The following is a 19434-nucleotide window of genomic DNA, read 5'->3' as shown; positions in this document are numbered from 1 at the left end:
GGCCATACTGTCTTCATGCGTACTGTCGCGGTCCTCGCGTATCCCGGGATGAGCCCGTTCCACCTGTCCGTGCCGTGCCTGGTGCTCGGCGAACGCCGCGGGCTGCCGTCCCGGTACGACGTACTCGTCTGTGCGGAGGAGCCGGGATCGTTCCCCACCAGCGCCGGATTCGGGATCACGGTGGATCACGGGCTCGAGGTGATGGAGCGGGCCGATGTCGTGGTGCTGCCGAGTTGGGAGCCCGGTCTGGTCGCGTCCGACGTACTGCTCGACGCGATCCGGCGGGCACACGCGCGGGGAGCGATGGTGGTCGGGCTGTGCCTCGGGGCGTTCCTGGTGGCGGAGAGCGGGCTCGCGGAGGGGCGTGAGGTGGTGACGCATTGGCGGTTCGCGGATGAGCTGCGGTCGCGGTATCCGGACCTGAAGGTGCGCGCCGACGTGTTGTGGTCGGATCAGGGGGACCTCGTCACGTCTGCCGGTACGGCGGCCTCGCTGGACTGCTGCCTGCACCTGGTGCGCACGCATCACGGCGTCGAGGTGGCGGAGAAGGTTGCCCGGGACATCGTGGTGGCACCGCATCGGAGTGGATCGCAGGCGCAGTACATCCCGGTGCCGGTGCCGCCGGACCCCGTCGACGACGTGATCGAGAAGGCGATGGTGTGGGCGCGGGCGCGGCTCGACCAGCCGGTGTCGCTCGACGAGTGGGCGGGGGCGGTGGCGATGTCACGACGTACGTTCACCCGGCAGTTCCGGGCGCGGACCGGGAGCTCGGGACAGGCGTGGTTGTTGCAGCAGCGACTGGACCGGGCGCGGTTGTTGCTGGAGACAACGGACCTGTCGGTCGAGCGGGTGGCGACGGAGAGCGGGTTCGGGAGCAGCGACGCGCTCCGGCACCACTTCCACGGGTTGCTGGGTACGACGCCGCAGCGGCATCGGCAGGAGTTCTACAGCACGAGCAGGATGTAGATCACCGGCGCGGCGAAGGTGATCAGCAGGATCCACGCCATCATCCGGTGCGCGGGCTTACCGCGGTCGAGCGACGACGCGAAGTAGAGCACGGCGCCTTCCTCGGTATGGCGGCTCAGCCCCATCCGCTTGGCCTCCTCGGGCCGCGGGTCCGGCCGCTCCTCGGCGAACGCCTCCGGATGAATCCCGAAATGCGCCGGCTCCGCCCGATCCACATCATCCCGCTCGAACATCCAACCTCCCGCAGGCCGGTGGACCAGGGTCCTCACCTCCATGGTCGCACCCGCCGCCCCGCCACGCAGGCATAAACCCCATTTCGAGCGGCCCAGGAGCCCACCCGAGGGGGTTATGCCTGCGTGCACCTACGAGAAGTTCGCCACCCACGCGTTGCGGGCGGCCGAGCCGCAGATCAGCGGGCACAGAATGCCGGTGTCGTGGTCGGCCGACTTCATGCCTACCCCCAGCGTTGTGCGACCACAGTCGAGGACCTGGCTCTTGTACTTCTTCATCAGCTGGTTGTAGGCCTGCTGCGCGGTCATGCCGTCACCACCGGCACCGAACTGCGAGCCGGAGCTGCTGTTCAGGTTGTCACCGGACGTCGCCCGGCCCTGGGCGGTCGCCTCGGCACCCTTGGTGAGGCTCGGGTCTTCCTTCAGGCGTGCACAACCGTTGTCCACCCGAGCGTTGTCGATCAGGTCGAACAGTTGCTGCTCGTTGGCGTCCATGCCGCCGTCGACCGGTGGTGGCGGGGTTGTGGTGGTCTCGGTCGGCTTGGGGGTGGTTACTGTGCGGCCCGGTGAGGTTGGTGCCGTGGTCGGCTGCGTCGTGGGAGCCGAGGTCGGTGCGGTTGTGGGGGACTTGGAGGACTTGGTGGTGGGGCTGTCCGTCGGTGTGTCTGTCGGACTGCTCGACGGAGTTTCCGAAGGGGTTTCCGACGGGGTATTGGTCGGAGTGGCTGTGGGGGTCGCCGTTGGCGGGACGGTGACTCGAGCCGAGGGGGTTGCGACGGCTGCCTTGGTGGTGGGGGTGATGTAGGTGTCGTCGGTACGGGTGACGATCGGGATGGATGCGTCCGCCTCGTCGTTCTGCGGCTGGTGCAGCAGGATCCACGAGATCGGCGTGATCACCAGCAGAACAGAAGCAATCGCAATCACCGTACGACGACCGCGAGCCGACCGCCCAGCCGCCGCCGACCGTGCCGCGGTCCGTCGTCCCGGCCCACTACCACCAGGTCCAGAACCGCCAGGCCTACCCGGCCCAGAGGCCCCACGCCCGCCGGCGCCTGCGGCAGCAACATGCTCGGCCCCAGCGTCGGTCCCACCGAGCTCAGACCCAGCACCCGCGTACGCCGCCGCACCAACACCCGCACCAGCCACGCCGGCATCCACGCGATCCGCGCCGATCACGCTCTCGGCTGCTTCGGCGGCTGCTTCGGGGCGTGGGGTTGGGCGGCGGGTGGCGGCTGCGGACAGGTCGTCTGCGGCTGAGCGGGTTGTACCTGCGCCAGCTGCTGGGCTGTCGGTGTCCGGGGTGGATGGGGCGGCGCCTAGGGAGGCCCAGTCGTCGGCGGCTCGGCGGGAGGACCAGGTGCCGGCGGTTTCGCCGAGCGGGGCCGGTGCCGGGGCAGGGGTCTCCGTACGGGCGGCTGCGCGACGCGCTCGGGTCGGCGGTTCGGGGTCGGTGCCTGCGATCGACTGGTCGACCCACGACGGCGTACCACCAGCAGGCCGCCGGTTCCCGAGACCCGGCTCCTCGGCAGGTCGCGTAGGCAGACCAGACTCGGTGTCGGGAGCGGTGTAGCTCGGCAGCGCACCGCGCGGGGCGTACTGCGGCGTGGCCGGGCGTGACTGGTTGCCGCCGGCCCAGAACGGGGACTCGCTGGACGTGGCGCCCTTCGGCGCGCTGGCCCAGAACGGGGACTCGTCGCTGGTCCGCGGCGCGTAGCGCGGCGGTTCGGGTGGTGCGGGCGGGGTGGATTCCGCGGGCGGAGTGGGCCGGTTGCCGGACCGCGACGAACGGGAGGCCGCTCGCGTCGCTTTCCTGCGTGGTTTGTACCGGCCGTTGCCGGACTCGGACATTATTTCGTTGTTCCCTTCAAAGTCGCGCCCCCAAGACGTGCCTCGCCAGATCGAGACGCCTCACACGCCGTCTCACCGGAGCCCCCCAGGAACGTCCGGCAACATGACAAGGACGGATCTACCCGCCGCGACCGGCCGTGAATCGGCCGGACATTGTGACCCTGGAACAACGTTCTGGCCACTCTCGGTGTTCTGGACACGATGACAACCACCATGGCTACCCGGTCTCAGCTTCTGCCGAAGTCCTGGACCCAGCTGCCCGGTCCCCAGTCCGACCGCACCCGGCCCGGGTCGTACCCGACGCCGATCGTGGTGAACCGGCAGTTCAGGATGTTCTTGCGGTGCCCGTCGCTCTGCATCCAGGCCGCGACCACCTTCTGTGCGCTGTCGTAGCCGGCCGCGATGTTTTCGCCCCAGCTCGACCCGCGGTACCCGGCGGCCGCCATCCGATCGCCCGGGTCCTGTCCATCGGGATTCGTGTGGTCCATGTAGTGCCGGCGGACCATGTCCGAGGCGTGCTTGCCGGCGGCCTCGACGAGTGCACTGTCCAGCCGGAGCGGGCCGCAGCCCTGCTGTTCACGGATCTGGTTGGTGTACTCGAGGACCTGCCGCTCCTGCGTGTTCGTCCCGCCACCACCGGCCGGCGGCTGCGTGGTGTCGCTCGGCGTCGGGTCGGTGGACCGCGTCTTGGTCGGCGTACTAGTCGGCGTCCGCGTCGGTGTCGTACTCGCGGTCTTCGTCGGCTTGCTGGTGTTGGTCGGCGTACGGCGTGGCGCGGTCGGCGGCACGGTCACCGTGGTCACGCCTACCGTCGGTGCGGTCGGTGTGGTGAGCGCGTTGCTGGGTGTGTCGCTCGACGCGCCGGGGCTGGCCGGGGTCGCGGAAGAGGACGCTGCCGCTCCGAAAGCCGGCGTACCGAGGACTGCTGTCGTCGTACGGCCGTTCGGCAAGGTCTTCGTAATGGTGATCAGCGGCGTACCGGCCGTCGTACCCTCGACCGCCGAGCCGCCGTCGACGCGGGTGTCCTCGTTGACGTACTGCACGTTGGTGGCGTCGTCGACCCGGGTGGTGTCGCGAGACATCAACCAGACCACCGGTCCGATCGCGACCAGGACCGAGAGCGCGCTGACGACCGGGGCGACGAGGCCACGGCTCCGCCGAGGCGCTCTTCTGCTGCCGCGGTGCCGCCGGGGGGTAGGCGAATCCGTCATGGGATGGGCGAATCCTCTTCGTTTTTCGTCGTACCGAGTTGCGCGTCGTTCCCCGTGGTCCAGCCAGGTCCCCCCTGGTCTCACCGAACAGCGACCTTAACCGACGTGCAAGGTCATCGTTACGGAGCCGAATGGCCTCTTAACGAATCCTGAAGAAAACGATTGACTGAACGGGTCAGCCGCCGAAGTCCTGCACCCAGCTGCCGTTGCCCCACTCCGGCTTCACCTGGCCGCTGTCGTAGCCGATCCCGATCATCGTGTAGGTGCAGTTGAGGATGTTCGCGCGGTGCCCCTCGCTGTCCATCCAGCCCTTCACGACCGCGGCCGCTGTCGTGTAGCCGACGGCAATGTTCTCAGCCATCGCGCCGCCGCGGAAACCGGCCGCCTTCATCCGGTCGAACGGGCTGCGGCCGTCCAGGCTGTTGTGCGCGAAGTAGTGCTGGGCAACCATGTCGGCGGCGTGCGCCTCGGCGGCCTGCGTCAGCGACTTGTTGGTTCGCAACGGTCCGCAGCCGGCCTTCGCCCGCTCTTGATTGGTCAGGTCCAGAACCTGCGACTCGGCCGGACCCGATCCGCCGACAGGCTCTGAGGTCTTGGTCTTCCTGGTCGGTGTCGGCGTCGCCGAACGAGTCGGCGTCGACGTGGTGGGCTGCGGCGTTCGCGAGCTGCTCCGGCTGGGCGCCGACGTCGTACGGGTCGGCCGTGGCGTGACCTTCTTCGTCGTCGACGGGGTCGTGGACGGAGTACGGCGAGGTGTGTACGACGGGCTCGTCGGACGGACCGGCGTGGCCGACGCGTCGTCGCTCGCGGTCGCCATCGTGACCGGAGTTTCCTGGCTCGTCACCCTGCTGCTGTCCGACTGACGCAGTACGAACCACCCGACACCGGCCAGCAGTACCAAAGCCGACAAGGACGCGAGGAGCGGACCGGCCACGTTGTTACTCGGTGGCCGTCTGTGGTTCGTCATGGTGTGCAGCCTTGCCCAGGTCGACGCCTGTCAACTCCCGAACGGCCCGCGCTTAACAACGGTTTGACTATGGCAATCGTTTGAATGTCAGCGGGAACGGGCGATGACGATGTCGGCGATCACCTTCCAGCCCAGGCTCCGGTACAGCCGCAGGCCGTCGATCGACGCGATCAGGATGCCGCGTTTCGCACCCTTCGCCGCGGCTGCCTCGACCAGCGACGCCATCACGGCGCTGCCGAGTCCGCGCCGGCGGTGTGCCGGGTCGGTCTCGATCCGGTCCGCGACCGCGTCCTCGCCGACGACCGCCATCCGGCCGCTCGACACCACTCCGCCGTGCATCGTGGCGCGGGTGATGATCAGGTCGTCCTCGAGTTCGGTGTGCAACGAATATCGCTCGTGCAGCTTCAGCGCCGGCTGCTCCGAGAGCTGGATCGTCATCAGCCAGTCCTGGTCCTGCTGGACCTCGAGACCGAGCTCTTCCAGTTGCTCGATCCTGGCTTCCTTGTCGTCGGTGGCCAGCGTGATCCAGCCCGAGCCGCGCCCGCCGCCGTCGGCGAGGGCCAGCTGGGCGGCGCGTTCCACCCGTTCCGGTTTGTCGTCGGCATCCAGTACGACGTACTCCGTCGGCCGGCTCTCCTCACCTGCCCGGACGACCAGAATGCCGTCGTTGTCCTCCTCAACCGTGGTCCAGCCCCGCGAGACGGACCACCCGGCCTGCCAACGGCGGACGAGTTCCTCACGATCTCTCACCCGTCGATTCAAGCAGCCCGGCAGCGCGACGGCGAGGGGAACCGGTGTCGTTTGACACCAACTCGCCGTAAACCACTGCCTGCAGCCGGTCACCACGGCCCCTGAGATGTCAGCTGGCGGCGTGTTCGGTGGCGAGCAGGTCGTAGGTGAGGAGGTTGTTGTACGTGCCGTCGCGGCGGGGATCGGCGAGGCGCTCGTCGGCGACCTGCGTGAAGCCGTTGGCCTCGGCAACGTGCGCGGACGCGGTGTTCACGTCGGCACACCTCAGGACCAGGCGGCGCCGGCCCAGACCGCCGTCCTTGACCGGCCGGAACGCGTGCCCGATCACCAGCTCGACCGCGCTCGACATCACCTTGCGGCCACGCGCGTCGGGGTGCATCCAATACCCGATCTCGCCGATCGAGTTGTCTATCCGGTTGTTCAGACCGAAGATGCTGACGTTGCCGAGCAACTCGTCGGTGACCGCGTCCGTGACCGCCCAGGCGACCGCTTCACCACTCGCCGCCGCATCCGGCCGGCTCGCGATGAATCCCTTGGCATCGTCGAGTCCGTACGGCGATGGCATCCCCGTCAGCCACTGCTGCGTCCGCTCGTCACCGCAGGCCTCCATCACTCGTTGCGCATCCGATTCGCGCAGCTCCCGCAGCCGGATCGCGCCACCCTCGAGCACGGGGCACAGCCCACCAGTTGCCCTTCGGCTCGAGCTCGTCGTCGCACCCGATCGTCGCGACCCACTCGTCCTTCCGTACGCCGCGCGACCGGCCGCCGCCCGGAATCGTCACCAGGCCACGGAATCCGGTCTTCCACGCGACCCGGCGGCTCGCGTAGTTGCCGACGTACGCACGCCAGATCACGCGCTTCCAGTCGAGGCCGTCGAACGCGTACCGCACCACCAGCTTGAGCGCTCGCGTCATCACCCCGTTGCCGCGGACCTCGGCCGATACCGCGAACCCGACCTCGCCGACACCGCCCTCGCCGTCGCGCAGGTCGATGGTGCCGACGTAGTTCCCGTCGTACTCGATCGCCCAGGCCCAGGCGGTGTTCGCGCGCCAGCCGGCCGGGACCACCTCGGTGAGGAAGTTCACCGCGTGCTCGTGCAGGTACGGGACCGGGATCGTGGTCCATTCCTGCATGACCGGGTCCTGGCACATCCGGTACGCCGGCTCTACGTCGGCGGCCGTGTGCGCACGCAAGGTCACCACACCGTCGGCCAGCACCGGGACGTCGTCGGGAAATCGCATGCTTCAGGGTGACGCGCTGCAACCGGCCGGGCAACACATTTCCATGCCAGGGAGACTATTCTGTGGGCGTGAACGCAGCCGGAGCAGAACCGCCACGCGGCCGCGGCGGCCAGCTCGCCGCCCAGCGGCAGGCCACGATCGTTGCCGAGGTCAACAGCCGGGGCGCGATCACGGTCGCCGAACTGGTCGACCGGTTCGGGGTCTCGGACATGACGATCCGTCGCGACCTGGACGCCCTGGACTCCAGCGGCCTGCTGCACAAGGTGCACGGCGGCGCGACGTCCGTCGGCCTGCGCAGCGCGCACGAGCCGGGCTTCGACGCCAAGCTGACCCAGGAGTCCGCGGCCAAGCAGGCGATCGCCGCCGAGGCCGCCACCCGGGTCCAGCCGGACAGCGCGATCGGCATCGGCGCCGGTACGACGACGTACGCGCTGGCTCGTCAGCTGTTGCGGGTAGAAAACTTGACGGTTGTCACGAACTCGGCGCGGATCGCCGACGTGTTCCACGGCAACGGGCGTTCGGACCGCACCGTCGTACTGATCGGCGGCATCCGGACGCCGTCGGACGCGCTGGTCGGCCCGATCGCGACCGCTGCGCTGGCGTCGCTGCACCTGGACCTGCTGTTCCTCGGCGCGCACGGTGTCGACGCCGAGCACGGGTTGAGCACGCCGAACCTGATGGAGGCCGAGACCAACCGGTCGTTCATCGCCGCGAGTCGTGAGGTGGTCGTGGTCGCGGACCACACCAAGTGGGGGACCGTCGGCCTGAGTACGTTCGCGACCTGGTCCGACCTGGACGTGATCGTCACCGACAACGGCCTGACACCCGCCGCCCGCAAGGCCATGCGCGACACGGGATGCGACCTCGTCATCGCCTCCTAGCTGACCCTCGAAGCACCTGCCGACGGGGTCGCCGCGAGCGAGCTCGGGGCCGAGAAACCGTGTTCCGCAAAGGCTTTCTCGATCGCGGACAGTACGGCGTCGGCGGCCGAGGCCTCGACCAGCGCGATGATGCAACCGCCGAAACCGCCACCGGTCATCCGCGCACCGAGCGCACCCGCCTCCAGTGCGGTGTCGACGGCAACATCGAGCTCCGGCACGGTGATCTCGAAGTCGTCGCGCAGCGAGGCATGCGACGCGGTGAACAGCGGACCCACCTCGCGCAGCTTGCCGGCCCGCATCAACGCGACCGCGTCCTCGACCCGGCGGATCTCGGTCACCACGTGCCGCACACGCCGCCGTACGACGTCGTCCGACAACCGTCCGAGTGCTTCGTCGAGATCCTCGAACGCGATCGACCGCAGAGCCGGTACGCCGAGCTCGGCCGCCGCCTGCTCGCAGCTCTTCCGGCGTGCGGCGTACTCGCCGTCGACATGCCGGTGCGGTGCCTTCACGTCGACGACCAGCAGCGCGAGATCGTCGGCCGGCGGGTCGAACGGGATCTGGTCGGTGGACATCGCGCGGATGTCGAAGAACAGCGCATGGCCCTCGGTGCAGCACATCGAGGCCATCTGGTCCATGAGTCCGACCGGTGCGCCGACGTACTGGTTCTCGGCCTTCTGTGCCAGCCGCGCGATCTCGGCCGGGTCGACCTCGAGGTCGCGCAGGCCCAGCAGCGCCACGAACGTCGCGCACAGGAGGGCGGCCGACGACGACAGGCCGGCGCCGGACGGGAGGTCCGAGTCGACCAGCAGGTTCGCGCCGCCGATCGGGTAGCCGGACTCCCGCAGGATCCAGGCCGCCCCGGCCGGGTACGCCGCCCAGTCGCCGACCGAACCCGGGGCCAGGTCGTCGATCGCGAACTCGACGACGCCCCGCTGCCCGCTCGACGCGACGGCGATCCGGCCGTCGTCCCGCTTCGAGGCGGTGACCAGGATGCGGTTCGGCAACGCGATCGGGAGCACCAGGCCGTCGTTGTAGTCGGTGTGCTCGCCGATCAGGTTGACCCGGCCCGGGGCACGCCAGCTGCCGTCGGGCGACGTACCGAAAACCTTCTGGAAGCTCACTGGCCGGCCTTTCGCAGGGTGTCGGCCACATCCTCGGGCCGGGTGTCGCTGATGAACGCGCCCATGCCGGACTCGGAGCCGGCCAGGTACTTGATCTTGTCCTTGGCCCGCCGGATCGACAACAGTTCCAGGTGCAGGTAGCCGAGCTCGCGATCGATCCGGACCGGGGCCTGGTGCCAGGCGGCGATGTACGGCAGCGGTTCGCCGTACAGGCCGTCGAAACGGCTGAGGACGTCGAGGTACAGCTCGGCGAAGTCGTCGCGCTCGCCGACCGACAGCTCGTCGATGCCGCCGACCTGGCGGTGCGGGTACAGGTGCACCTCGACCGGCCAGCGGGCGGCCTCCGGGACGAACGCGGTCCAGTTGCCGTTCTCGGCGATCACCCGCGTGCCTTCCTTGCGTTCCGCGGCCAGGACGTCGGCGAACAGGTTGCTACCGGCAACTTCTTGGTGCTTGCGCGCCTGCCTCAGCAGGTTCTGCATCCGCGGCGGGATGAACGGGTAGGCGTAGATCTGGCCGTGCGGGTGGCTGAGCGTGACGCCGATCTCGCGGCCGCGGTTCTCGAACGGAAACACCAGCTCGACGTCGTCGCGGGCGCCGAGCTCGGCGGTCCGGTCGGCCCAGGTGTCGACGACCAGCCGGGCCTGGCCCTGGGACAGATCGGTGAACGAGCGGTTGTGGTCGCTGGTGAAGCACACCACCTCGGTCCGGCCCGGGCCGGCGAAGGACGGGAACCGGTTCTCGAAGACGGCGACGTTGTAGTCGAGGTCCGGGATCTCGGTCGGGTTGCCCGGCTTGCTCGCGCACAGCGGGCACTGGTCCGCCGGCGGCAGGTACGTCCGGGTGTTGCGGTGGGTGGCGTAGGTGATCACGTCGCCGGTGAGCGGATCGGTGCGCAGTTCGACCTGCGGCTGCGGGGCGGGCAGCCCGCGGGTGTCCGCCAGCGGAACCCGCACCGGGGCATCAGCTGGGTCGTAGTAGATCAGCTCACGGCCGTCGGACAGCTTGGTGTCCGTCCGGCGCGCGCCGCGCGGTGTGTTCATCGATTGACCCTCCCGGCCGTCCGACGCTTGGCCAGCCAGGAATCATCGTAAACCAACAAACTCGAACATGCATCGTGAGACGTGCCACCGGTAGAGTAGATAAATGGACGACTACGCCCAACGCACGCCCTCTCGGCACCTGACGAGAGGGCGCTAGGAACTCCGACCCATGAACGACACCCTGCTCAACATCGTCCTGATTCTGGTCTTCGTGCTGATCGGCGGAGTCTTCGCCGCGGCCGAGATGGCCCTCGTCTCGCTCCGGGAGAGTCAGCTCAAGGCGCTCTCGCACCGCGGTCGGCGCGGCGAGATCGTCGCCAAGGTGGCCGCCAACCCGAACCGGTTCCTGTCCGCCGTGCAGATCGGCGTGACCCTGATGGGCTTCCTGTCCGCCGCCTTCGGTGGCGCGACGCTCGCCGACGGCCTCGCACCGCAGCTGGAGAAGCTCGGTCTGCCCGAGTCGGTGGCAGGCACGGCCGCACTGGTGCTGATCACGATCCTGATCTCGTACGTCTCGATCGTGCTCGGCGAGCTGGCCGCGAAGCGCCTGGCCCTGCAGCGGGCCGAGGGCTTCGCGCTCGCTCTCGGGCCGCTCGTGGACCGGATCGCGTCCGGCGCCCGGCCGGTGATCTGGCTGCTGTCGAGGTCCACCGACCTGGTGGTGCGCGCGCTCGGCGGCGACCCGAACGCGAACCGCGAGGTGATGAGCGACGAGGAGCTGCGCGACGTCATCTCCGCGCACGAGTCGCTCGGCGTGGAGGAGCGCAAGATCGTCGACGACGTCTTCGAGGCCGGCAGCCGGCAGTTGCGCGAGCTGATGCTGCCGCGCACCGAGGTGGATTTCGTCGACGCCGAGATGCCGGCGTACAAGGCGGTCAAGTTCGCCGCCGAGCGGCCGCACTCGCGGTACCCGGTGATGAACGGCTCGGCCGACGACATCGTCGGCTTCGTGCACGTCCGGGACCTGTTCGACCCGGCGGTTGCGACCCGCTCGGTGCGGGTCGGCGACCTGGCCCGCGAGGTCCTGATGCTGCCGGACACCGCGAAACTGCTGCCGACGCTGACCGAGATGCGCCGTCGCAGCACGCACCTCGCGATCGTCCTCGACGAGTACGGCGGCACCGCCGGCATCGTCACACTCGAGGACCTCGTCGAGGAACTGATCGGCGACATCAAGGACGAGTACGACGAGGAGCCGGCCGAGACGACCCGGCTAGGCAGCGGCGACATCGAGGTCGACGGGCTGCTGAACCTGGACGACTTCGCCGACGCGACCACGATCGAGCTCCCCGACGGGCCCTACGAGACCGTCGGCGGGTTCCTCGCCGCCCGGCTCGGGAAGGTCCCGTCGACCGGCGACGAGGTCCCGATCGACGCCCACACCCTGACCGTCACCGAGATGGACGGCCGCCGGGTCGCCCGGGTCCGCCTACACCTGGTCAAACCGTCAGAAGAGGTTCCGGCCGAGCAACCAGAACCCGCCGCCGACTGAGGACGACGAGCCCGCCCACGACGTACCCGAGGCCCTGGAAGACGAGGATCGGGATGATGCCGACGGCGTCGCCGAGCAGACCGGCCGCGCCGATGCCGATCAGCACCGCGACGCTCTCGGCGGCGCCGACCGCGCCGTAGATGCGGCCGCGGGTGCCGTCGACGGTGAGGTTCTGGAACACCGTCATCATCCCCGCGATGGTGAGCCCGCCTGGCAGGCCGACGACGATCATGCAGACGAATGCCGGGATCACGCTGTCCGACGCCAACGGGTAGAGGAACAGCGCGACGTCGATCAGGCCGAACGCGAGGGCGCCGACTCCCCACAGGGTCGCGGCCGGCCAGCGGGAGCCGATCGCGGCCGCGACCAAGCCGCCGACGATCCCGCCGATTGCCTGCGACGACACGATCAGGCCGTACACCTTCCCGTCGCCGCCGACCTCGGCGCTGACGAACGGTGCGAACAGCGTGCTCATGATCCCTTCGCCGACGCCGGTGACCAGGCAGAACACGAAGAACAGCCGGATCGCCGGGCCCGCGACGCACAGCCGCAGTCCCTCGGTCCACTCCTCCTTCAGCCGCTTGATCGCACCGCCGGCCGTCTCTTCCTTGGACTCGGGACGTTCCTGACGGTGTCGCATCGCGGCGACCAGCACGACCGCGACCAGGAACGTCACGGCATCGCCGACGGCGAGCAGGGTGAGTCCGCCGGCGGCCGCGAGTACACCGCCGAGCGCGGCGCCGACCAGCCGGGCGAGGTCGCGGATCTGGCTGTTCAGTGCGTTCGCGGTCACCAGTTGCTCGGAGTTCACCAGGAGCGGGACCAGTGACTGCTCGGCCGGTGTGAAGAACTGCTGCAGACAGCTCTGCGCCAGTACTACGGCGTACACGATCCAGATCGTGCTCGCGTCGTGGACGGCGATCAGCGGGATCAGTACGACGGCGTTCAGCACGTTCGTCACGATCATCGTGGTGCGCTGGTTCCACCGGTCGACGAAGACGCCGGCCAGCGAGCCGAGGAGCACAGCGGGGAGGAACGACGCGAGGAGCAGTCCGCCGGAGGCGAGCGTCGAGCCGGTCAGTACGTACACCTGGAACGCGAGCCCGGTGCGCAGCAGCCAGTCCCCGGTCAGGGAGATCAGGCCGGCGCTGAGCATCAACCGATAGTCACGCTGCCGCGCGAGGACGCCCCACAAGTCCTTCATGTGCTTACTCCTCGGGTGAGACCGCGACGATCTGGGTGAACGAGACATGCCGGCTTCCCGCCGGCCGGGTGGACTTGTCGTCGATCGGCCGCTCGTCCACCCAGCGCTGCAGGAGCTCGTTGATCTGGCCGACGATCTCGGCCAGCTCCTCGCCGGTCAGGTAGAGGCCGGTCTGCCCGATGCCGGAGTTGTCCCGCCAGACCGGGTCCGCCTGCAGGCGCTGCTGCTGCCATTTCGCCAGCGCGTCCAGCGCCCGCTCGGCCATCAGTTGCTCGAGTACGTCGGCAGCGGCCGCGCCTTCGGGCGTCTTGATCGCGTCCTGCCATGACTGCGACGTGGACACCAGTCGCCACGGCCGCTCCCGGTTGTCCTTGCCCGGTGCCGGCTCGACGAAGTCGTACTTCGCCAACTGCCGCAGGTGGTGCGACGCCAACGCCTGGCTGATCCCCAGCCGCCGCGCGGCATCGGCCGCGGTCAACGGCCCCTCCCGACCCAGCAGCGACTGCAGGTCCAGCCGCACCGGGTGCGCCATCGCCCGAATAGCCAGCGGATCGTCCAGCAACCGAGCCCGCCGCGGATCCTTCTCCAAAGACATGCTTGGAATATGCAGCACCCCAAATCCAATGTCAAGCCATTGCTTGGAATGTGCCGCGGATCCAGCGGAAACTGCGAAATGTCGAGTGTTGCCGGTTGTGTCCGACCTCTGCTGCGAAGATCCAGTTACTGCCCGAAAGGACACCGAAGATGAAGTACTTGCTGATGATTCACAGCAACCCGATCACCTGGGGTCACCCGTCGTTCCTGCACACCGAGGAGGGCAAGGCCCTGCCGAAGAAGGCGCGGGACGCGCTCGCCGCGCAGCTCGACAACCTGCTGAACGAACTCGACGCCAGCGGTGAGCTGATCAACGCCGTCCCGCTCGATCCGCCGACGAAGACCCGGGTGGTCCGGGTCCGCGAAGGCGTCCGGGCGACAACCGACGGTCCGTACTCCGAGGCCAAGGAGCAACTCGCCGGCGTCTTCCTCATCGACGTCGCGAGCCAGGAACGCGCCGAAGAGGTTGCCGCCACCATCCCGGAGGCGGGGTTCTACGCCGTCGAAGTCCGTCCGGTCTCAGTGTTCGACTAGTCGTTGGTGGTTCTCGGTAGTTGCGAGGGCGGGGTCGAGGGCGCCCAGGGCAAGCCAGGTGGCACCTCCGACCCCGTCCCGGGCGGTCAGTACGTCGCCCGCGAAGTGCTGCCGGATGAGTTGTCCCACAGGCGAAGATTCACCGGCGACACTGCCCGCGAGCACCATAGGGCCCTTGTCCGACGTTGTCTTCAGCCGTGCGGCGGTTTCTGTGAGCAACTCGGCTGCGCGTTTCACCAGGGACCGCGCGGTCTCGTCGTCCTGTGCGTACGCCGTCATCACCGCCGGCGCCAGTTCCGCGAGCAGAACCGGTGGCCGGCTGTTCACAGTTCTCACCAGATCGTCACGAAGTGCGTCGTATCCTTCCCGATGTGCAGTCGCATGCTCGTCCCGATCGGGCAGGATCGTTTGTACGACGGCCTGCCCGAGCAGCCCGAGCGGCTCGCGGAGGTCCAGCGCCTGCAGCACGCTGCGCACGGCCTCCCGGCCCAGCCAGAAGCCGGAGCCGTCGTCGCCCAGCAGCCAGCCGTGCCCGCCCGCGGTGCGCAGGAGTTGATGGTTGCGCACCAGGCCGGCGTTGCTGCCGGTGCCGGCGATCAGCACGGTCCCGTCCGGTTCCGGCGTACCTGAGGCGAAAGCGACCTCGAGATCGCCGATGTAGTCAGGGGCAACGATCAGGCCGGCGCCCGTCCAGGCGGCCTCGAACTGAGCGGCCACGTCCGGTCGCGCGAGTGCCACCCCGCCGGCCATGCCGACGACCCCGGCCTTGACGGCTGTCGGGTCCAGACCGGACAGTGCGGCGTGAAGGGCCTGCCCGAAGTTGGCCGCCGCACTTGCCGGATGACTGGTCGGATTCCCTCCCGCTGCGGCGCCGCGACCGATTACGTTGCCCTCAGAGTCCGCGATCACGATCCGGGTGGACGTTCCGCCGAGGTCGCCGCCGAGGACCAGCGGTCCGGCAGGTATCAGGACCACCTGGTCGACAGGTGCGGCGTCAGCGTCCGGAAGCGGGCGTTCGACCGACATACGCGATGCTCCAAACTGCTCGAAAGAGCTTATTAGTAAGCACAAGCAAACAAGGTTACGCAACGGTCCCGATCTGGGGAGATCACACGGATGAGCCTTGACTTTAGCTACGAGTTGAGAAAAGTTCTGTCCAGCAAACAGCAAACTTGCGCATTTGTCGGCACTTGGAGTGTCGCTGGCGAGCAGATTAGTCGAGGGGTGGGCCGTTGATGGCCAGCAGTAACACGGGGGAATCCACTGGCGTGGGCGCACAGGCGTATGTTCAAACGTTGATGCCGATCCTGGCCGCGGTCACCACCCAGATCGACGGGCCGATCCAGCAGGCCGCCGACCTGATGGTCACGTCGCTGCGCGCGAACGGCGTCATCCAGGCCTTCGGCTCCGGGCACTCCGAGGCCCTCGCGATGGAGATCGCGGGCCGGGCCGGCGGACTGATCGCCTCCAACCGGATCGCGTTGCGCGACCTCGTGCTTCTCGGTGGCGAGCCGCGCGAGCTGCTGCGCAGTGCGGAGCTCGAGCGCGACCCGGCGTACTCCCGGAAGCTCTACGAGCTGTCCGCGGCCCGTGAGGGCGATCTCTTCGTCATCGCCTCCAACTCGGGTGTGAACGGCTCGATCGTCGAGCTCGCGAGGGTGGTCAAGGAGCACGGTCACCCGCTGATCGCGATCACCTCGCTGCAGCACACCGGCGGTATGGATTCGCGGCACCCGTCCGGCAAGAAGCTGATCGACTTCGCGGACGTGGTGCTCGACAACCAGGCGCCGTACGGCGACTCCGTCCTGGACCTGCCCGACGGTGCGGGCAAGGTCTGCGCGGTGTCGTCCATTACAGCTGCGCTGATCGCGCAGCTGCTCGTTGCCGAGGTACTGCGCCGGATGACCGAGGCCGGCGAGACCCCGCCGGTCTACCTGTCCGCGAACATCCCGGGCGGCGACGAGCACAACCATGCCCTTGAAGCAAGGTACGCCGGTCGCATCCGGCGTACTGCGTGAAAAACTCCTTGGAAGGCGGGACCAATGACCACTCCCAACAATCTGTCGCGGCGCCTGTTCCTGCAGCGCGCAGCGGTCGGCACCTTGCTGGCGACCGGCGGCAGCACGCTGCTGGCCGCCTGTGCCGGCAGTGGCAGCGACGACAGCGGTTCCACCGGTGGCGGTGCCGACAAGACCGCGGACAACCCGTTCGGCATGGCTGAGAAGGCGACCGTTGACGCCGTGATCTTCAACGGCGGGTACGGCTACGACTACGTGACGTTCGCGGCCAACCTCGTTCAGAAGAAGTTCGCGGGCTCGACGGTCAAGGTCGCCCCGTCCACCGAGATCGCCCAGCAGCTGCAGCCGCGCTTCGTCGGTGGCAACCCGCCGGACCTGATCGACAACTCCGGCAAGGCCCAGATCGGCTTCGGCACGATCCTGGACCAGCTCGAGACGCTGGACGACGTCTTCGAGGCCAACAACTACGAGGGTACGAAGATCGCCGACACCCTGTACCCGGGCGCCAAGAACCCCGGTACCTACGACGGCAAGTTCGTCGCCATGAACTACGTGCTCACCCTCTACGGCCTGTGGTACTCCGAGAGCCTGTTCAAGGAGAACGGCTGGGAGCCGCCGAAGACCTACGACGCGCTGCTCGACCTCGGCGCCAAGGCCAAGGCGAAGGGCAAGTACCTGTTCGTCTGGGGCAAGGAAGCCGCGACGTACTACCACACCCTGGCCGTCGACTCCGCGATCAAGGAGGGTGGCGACGAGGTCCGGCTGGCGCTGGAGAACCTCAAGGAGAACTGCTGGTCGCTGCCGCAGCTCCAGAGCGTCTTCAAGGCCATGGAGACCATGGTCAAGAACGGCTACTTCGTGCCCGGCGGCGCCGGCACCCAGTTCACCGCCGCCCAGGCGAAGTGGAGCAACGACCAGCAGGCCATCCTCTACCCCTCGGGCTCGTGGATCGAGAACGAGATGAAGAAGGCCACCAAGAGCGGGTTCCAGATGAAGGGCATTCCCGAGCCCACGGTCAGCGACAGCCCGAAGCTGCCGTACGAGTCGCTGCGCAGCGCGGCCGGTGAGCCGTACATCGTCCCGTCGAAGGGCAAGAACGTTGCCGGCGGCAAGGAGCTGCTGCGGGCCATGCTGTCCAAGGAGGCGGCCACCAACTTCGCCAAGACGCGGCTGGCGCCGACGATCGTCAAGGGCCTGGTGCCCGCGGACGGTTTCGGTTCGACCGCGCTGCAGTCGCAGACCGCGATGCTGGACGCCGCCGGCACGAACATCTTCGACTACCAGTTCGTCGGCCTGTACGGCATGAACACCGACAACCTGGTGGTCTGGAACTCGTTCCTGTCCGGCCAGCTCGACGCGGCGGGCCTGACGAAGGGCCTGCAGCAGATCACCGACAAGGTGCGTAACGACAGCTCGGTCAAGAAGATCCCGGTCACGAAGTGACCGTGACGCAAGACGCCGTGCCGGGAGGCGGACCCAAGCGGTCCGTCACCCGGCGCCGCCGGCCGCTGACCTTCGACCGGGCCAGCTTCATGGTCGTGTTCCTCGGCCTGCCGCTGGCGGTCTTCGTGATCTTCGTGGTCTCGCCGTTCGTGCAGGCGCTGTACTACTCGCTGACCGACTGGTCCGGGTTCAGCGCGGGGCAGAACTTCGTCGGCTTGGACAACTACGTCAAGCTGTTCCACGACGACATCTTCCTGAAGGCCGTGCGCAACAACGTCCTGCTCGCGATCGTCGTACCGATCGTGACGATCGTGCTGGCGCTGACCCTTGCCACGCTGGTGACGATCGGCGGCTCGGGCACCGGGACCGTCCGCGGACTGAAGTACGCCGGCTTCTACCGGATCGTCTCGTTCTTCCCGTACGTGATCCCGGCGATCGTGATCGGCCTGATCTGGGCCCAGGTGTTCACGCCGAGCTCGGGCGTGCTGGACGCGGTGCTGTCGAAGATCGGGCTGCACGGGTTCGAGAACTACGCGTGGCTCGGGGATGCGCGGACCGCCATGCCGGCGTCGATGTTCGTGATGATCTGGGGATTCGTCGGCTTCTACATGGTGCTGTTCATCGCCGCCATCCGGGGCATCGAGCCCGAGGTGTTCGAGGCCGCCCGGATCGACGGTGCCGGCCGGTTCCGGAGCGCGGTGTCCATCACGGTGCCGCTGATCCGCGACAACGTGCAGACGGCGTACATCTATCTCGGCATCGCCGCCCTCGACGCCTTCGTCTACATGCAGGCGCTGAACCCCGGCGGCGGGCCGCAGAACTCGACCCTGGTCATGCCCCAGCAACTGTTCACCACGGCCTTCACCAAGGGCCAGTTCGGTTACTCGACGGCGATGGGCGTGGTCCTGGCCGCGGTGACGATGCTGTTCGCGCTCGTGGTCTTCACGGTGAACGCCCTGACCGGCGGACGTGAGCGGAAAGTGAAGGTACGCCGATGACAACCACCGCCGCCGACCGGGCCGACGTCGTCGTCGCGTCCCGCGCGCCGGGCCAGCGGGCCCCGGAGGGCAGGGGTGTGGCGACGACCGCACACGTCGCGCTGATCCTGTGGTCGCTGCTGGTGATCCTGCCGCTGGTGTGGACGCTGCTGTCCTCGTTCAAGTCGACGCAGGAGGTCCTGGGCAACCCGCTGTCGCTGCCGGGCAAGCTGCGATTCGAGAACTACTCCAACGCCTGGACGACGGCCGGCATCGGTCGCTACTTCGCGAACACGGTGATCGTCGTCGGCTCCGCGCTGGTGCTGGTGATGATCCTGGGCGCGATGTGTGCGTACGTGCTGGCCAGGTTCACGTTCCCCGGCAACCGGCTGATCTACTACTCGATGCTGGCCGGGCTGACGTTCCCGGTCTTCCTGGCGATCGTGCCGCTGTTCTTCGTGCTGAAGAACCTTTCGCTGCTCAACACCCTGCCAGGGTTGATCGTCACGTACGTCGCGTTCGCGCTGCCGTTCACCGTGTTCTTCCTGCACAGCTTCTTCAAGGCGCTACCGGGAGAGATCTACGAGGCTGCGCAGATCGACGGGGCAGGCGAGTGGCGCACGTTCTTCTCGGTGATGTTGCCGATGGCGCGGCCGGGGATGGCGTCGGTCGCCATCTTCAACTTCCTGGGCTTGTGGAACCAGTTCCTGCTTCCCGTCGCCCTGAACACCGACTCGAAGAACTACGTGCTGTCGCAGGGCATGGCCTCGTTCGCGTCGCAGGCCGGTTATGCGGTGGACTTCGGCGCCCTGTTCGCGGCCGTGGTGATCACTGTGGCGCCGGTTCTGGTCGTCTACATCATCTTCCAGCGTCAGCTGCAGGTCTCCGTGACCGCCGGAGGCGTGAAGTAA

General features: G+C 68.2%; 21 protein-coding genes. 9 read left to right on the top strand and 12 right to left on the bottom strand.

Annotated elements, in window-relative coordinates:
- The first annotated feature begins 15 nt into the window (after window positions 1–15).
- Complete coding sequence (locus EV649_RS10560) at window positions 16–966, top strand: helix-turn-helix domain-containing protein (protein WP_130382883.1); 951 nt, start codon at window positions 16–18, stop codon at window positions 964–966.
- On the opposite strand, the gene EV649_RS10555 is transcribed toward EV649_RS10560, so the two are convergent.
- From EV649_RS10555 to EV649_RS41550, 4 genes are all read right to left on the bottom strand, one after another.
- Complete coding sequence (locus EV649_RS10555; protein WP_130382881.1) at window positions 945–1199, bottom strand: hypothetical protein; 255 nt, start codon at window positions 1197–1199, stop codon at window positions 945–947. The two genes, EV649_RS10560 and EV649_RS10555, sit on opposite strands and share 22 nt — an antisense overlap.
- Before the next feature lie 129 nt (window positions 1200–1328).
- Window positions 1329–3044, bottom strand: coding sequence for a hypothetical protein (locus EV649_RS41555; protein ID WP_241997967.1), 1716 nt, complete (start codon window positions 3042–3044; stop codon window positions 1329–1331).
- 227 nt (window positions 3045–3271) lie between these two features.
- Window positions 3272–4255 carry a CAP domain-containing protein gene (locus EV649_RS10545; protein ID WP_130382879.1) on the bottom strand — a complete coding sequence of 328 codons (984 nt, stop codon included), beginning with the start codon at window positions 4253–4255 and terminating at the stop codon, window positions 3272–3274.
- Window positions 4256–4430: 175 nt separating this feature from the next.
- The gene (locus tag EV649_RS41550) at window positions 4431–4796 is read right to left on the bottom strand and encodes a CAP domain-containing protein (RefSeq protein WP_277875653.1); all 366 of its coding nucleotides are present in this window, start codon (window positions 4794–4796) and stop codon (window positions 4431–4433) included.
- A gap of 52 nt (window positions 4797–4848) precedes the next feature.
- Here EV649_RS41550 and EV649_RS41545 point away from each other — a divergent pair, with 52 nt between their 5' ends.
- Window positions 4849–5118, top strand: coding sequence for a hypothetical protein (locus EV649_RS41545; protein WP_241997963.1), 270 nt, complete (start codon window positions 4849–4851; stop codon window positions 5116–5118).
- A 191-nt stretch (window positions 5119–5309) separates the two neighbouring features.
- On the opposite strand, the gene EV649_RS10535 is transcribed toward EV649_RS41545, so the two are convergent.
- The 3 genes from EV649_RS10535 to EV649_RS41535 form a co-directional block, all read right to left on the bottom strand.
- The gene (locus tag EV649_RS10535) at window positions 5310–5972 is read right to left on the bottom strand and encodes a GNAT family N-acetyltransferase (protein WP_130382875.1); all 663 of its coding nucleotides are present in this window, start codon (window positions 5970–5972) and stop codon (window positions 5310–5312) included.
- A gap of 109 nt (window positions 5973–6081) precedes the next feature.
- On the bottom strand, window positions 6082–6582 hold the full coding sequence (locus EV649_RS41540; protein WP_241997961.1) for a GNAT family protein: 501 nt from the start codon (window positions 6580–6582) through the stop codon (window positions 6082–6084).
- Window positions 6566–7213 (bottom strand): GNAT family N-acetyltransferase, encoded by a 648-nt coding sequence (locus EV649_RS41535; RefSeq protein WP_241997959.1) that lies wholly within the window; start codon window positions 7211–7213, stop codon window positions 6566–6568. Before EV649_RS41535 ends, EV649_RS41540 begins: the two co-directional genes overlap by 17 nt.
- 68 nt (window positions 7214–7281) lie before the next feature.
- Between EV649_RS41535 and EV649_RS10525 the strand changes: the two genes are divergently transcribed.
- Entirely contained in the window at window positions 7282–8094 is an 813-nt protein-coding gene (locus EV649_RS10525; protein WP_130382873.1) for a DeoR/GlpR family DNA-binding transcription regulator, read from the top strand.
- Here EV649_RS10525 and galK read toward each other — a convergent pair.
- Both galK and galT read right to left on the bottom strand, forming a co-directional pair.
- Window positions 8091–9218 (bottom strand): galactokinase, encoded by a 1128-nt coding sequence (gene galK / locus EV649_RS10520; RefSeq protein WP_130382871.1) that lies wholly within the window; start codon window positions 9216–9218, stop codon window positions 8091–8093. The genes EV649_RS10525 and galK overlap by 4 nt on opposite strands.
- A complete protein-coding gene (gene galT, locus EV649_RS10515) occupies window positions 9215–10261 on the bottom strand; it encodes a galactose-1-phosphate uridylyltransferase (protein WP_130382869.1) in 1047 nt (348 codons plus the stop codon). The genes galK and galT overlap by 4 nt, the downstream gene beginning before the upstream one ends.
- 169 nt (window positions 10262–10430) lie before the next feature.
- On the opposite strand from galT, the gene EV649_RS10510 reads away from it, so the two are divergent.
- Window positions 10431–11753: a hemolysin family protein gene (locus EV649_RS10510; RefSeq protein ID WP_130382867.1), complete on the top strand. Its 1323-nt coding sequence runs from the start codon at window positions 10431–10433 to the stop codon at window positions 11751–11753.
- Here EV649_RS10510 and EV649_RS10505 read toward each other — a convergent pair.
- Both EV649_RS10505 and EV649_RS10500 read right to left on the bottom strand, forming a co-directional pair.
- Window positions 11701–12957, bottom strand: a complete 1257-nt coding sequence (locus tag EV649_RS10505) for an MFS transporter (protein WP_130382865.1) — start codon at window positions 12955–12957, stop codon at window positions 11701–11703. The two genes, EV649_RS10510 and EV649_RS10505, sit on opposite strands and share 53 nt — an antisense overlap.
- A 4-nt stretch (window positions 12958–12961) precedes the next feature.
- Complete coding sequence (locus EV649_RS10500) at window positions 12962–13552, bottom strand: helix-turn-helix domain-containing protein (protein ID WP_130382863.1); 591 nt, start codon at window positions 13550–13552, stop codon at window positions 12962–12964.
- A 149-nt stretch (window positions 13553–13701) separates the two neighbouring features.
- Between EV649_RS10500 and EV649_RS10495 the strand changes: the two genes are divergently transcribed.
- Window positions 13702–14085, top strand: a complete 384-nt coding sequence (locus EV649_RS10495) for a YciI family protein (protein ID WP_130382861.1) — start codon at window positions 13702–13704, stop codon at window positions 14083–14085.
- On the opposite strand, the gene EV649_RS10490 is transcribed toward EV649_RS10495, so the two are convergent.
- On the bottom strand, window positions 14071–15111 hold the full coding sequence (locus EV649_RS10490; RefSeq protein WP_130382859.1) for a BadF/BadG/BcrA/BcrD ATPase family protein: 1041 nt from the start codon (window positions 15109–15111) through the stop codon (window positions 14071–14073). The genes EV649_RS10495 and EV649_RS10490 overlap by 15 nt on opposite strands.
- A 209-nt stretch (window positions 15112–15320) precedes the next feature.
- Between EV649_RS10490 and EV649_RS10485 the strand changes: the two genes are divergently transcribed.
- Genes EV649_RS10485 through EV649_RS10470 form a run of 4 tightly spaced genes read left to right on the top strand, consistent with a single transcriptional unit; the run spans window position 15321 to window position 19434 of the window.
- Window positions 15321–16103: an SIS domain-containing protein gene (locus EV649_RS10485; protein WP_130382857.1), complete on the top strand. Its 783-nt coding sequence runs from the start codon at window positions 15321–15323 to the stop codon at window positions 16101–16103.
- Window positions 16104–16127: 24 nt separating this feature from the next.
- Window positions 16128–17546 carry an N-acetylglucosamine/diacetylchitobiose ABC transporter substrate-binding protein gene (gene ngcE / locus EV649_RS10480; RefSeq protein ID WP_130382855.1) on the top strand — a complete coding sequence of 473 codons (1419 nt, stop codon included), beginning with the start codon at window positions 16128–16130 and terminating at the stop codon, window positions 17544–17546.
- Window positions 17543–18544 (top strand): sugar ABC transporter permease, encoded by a 1002-nt coding sequence (locus tag EV649_RS10475; RefSeq protein WP_241997958.1) that lies wholly within the window; start codon window positions 17543–17545, stop codon window positions 18542–18544. Before ngcE ends, EV649_RS10475 begins: the two co-directional genes overlap by 4 nt.
- A complete protein-coding gene (locus tag EV649_RS10470; RefSeq protein ID WP_130382853.1) occupies window positions 18541–19434 on the top strand; it encodes a carbohydrate ABC transporter permease in 894 nt (297 codons plus the stop codon). The genes EV649_RS10475 and EV649_RS10470 overlap by 4 nt, the downstream gene beginning before the upstream one ends.

This window comes from Kribbella sp. VKM Ac-2569, assembly GCF_004216905.1.
GTDB lineage: Bacteria > Actinomycetota > Actinomycetes > Propionibacteriales > Kribbellaceae > Kribbella.
Note: the sequence above shows the minus strand (reverse complement) of the source record. Positions and strands in the feature narration are given on the sequence as shown.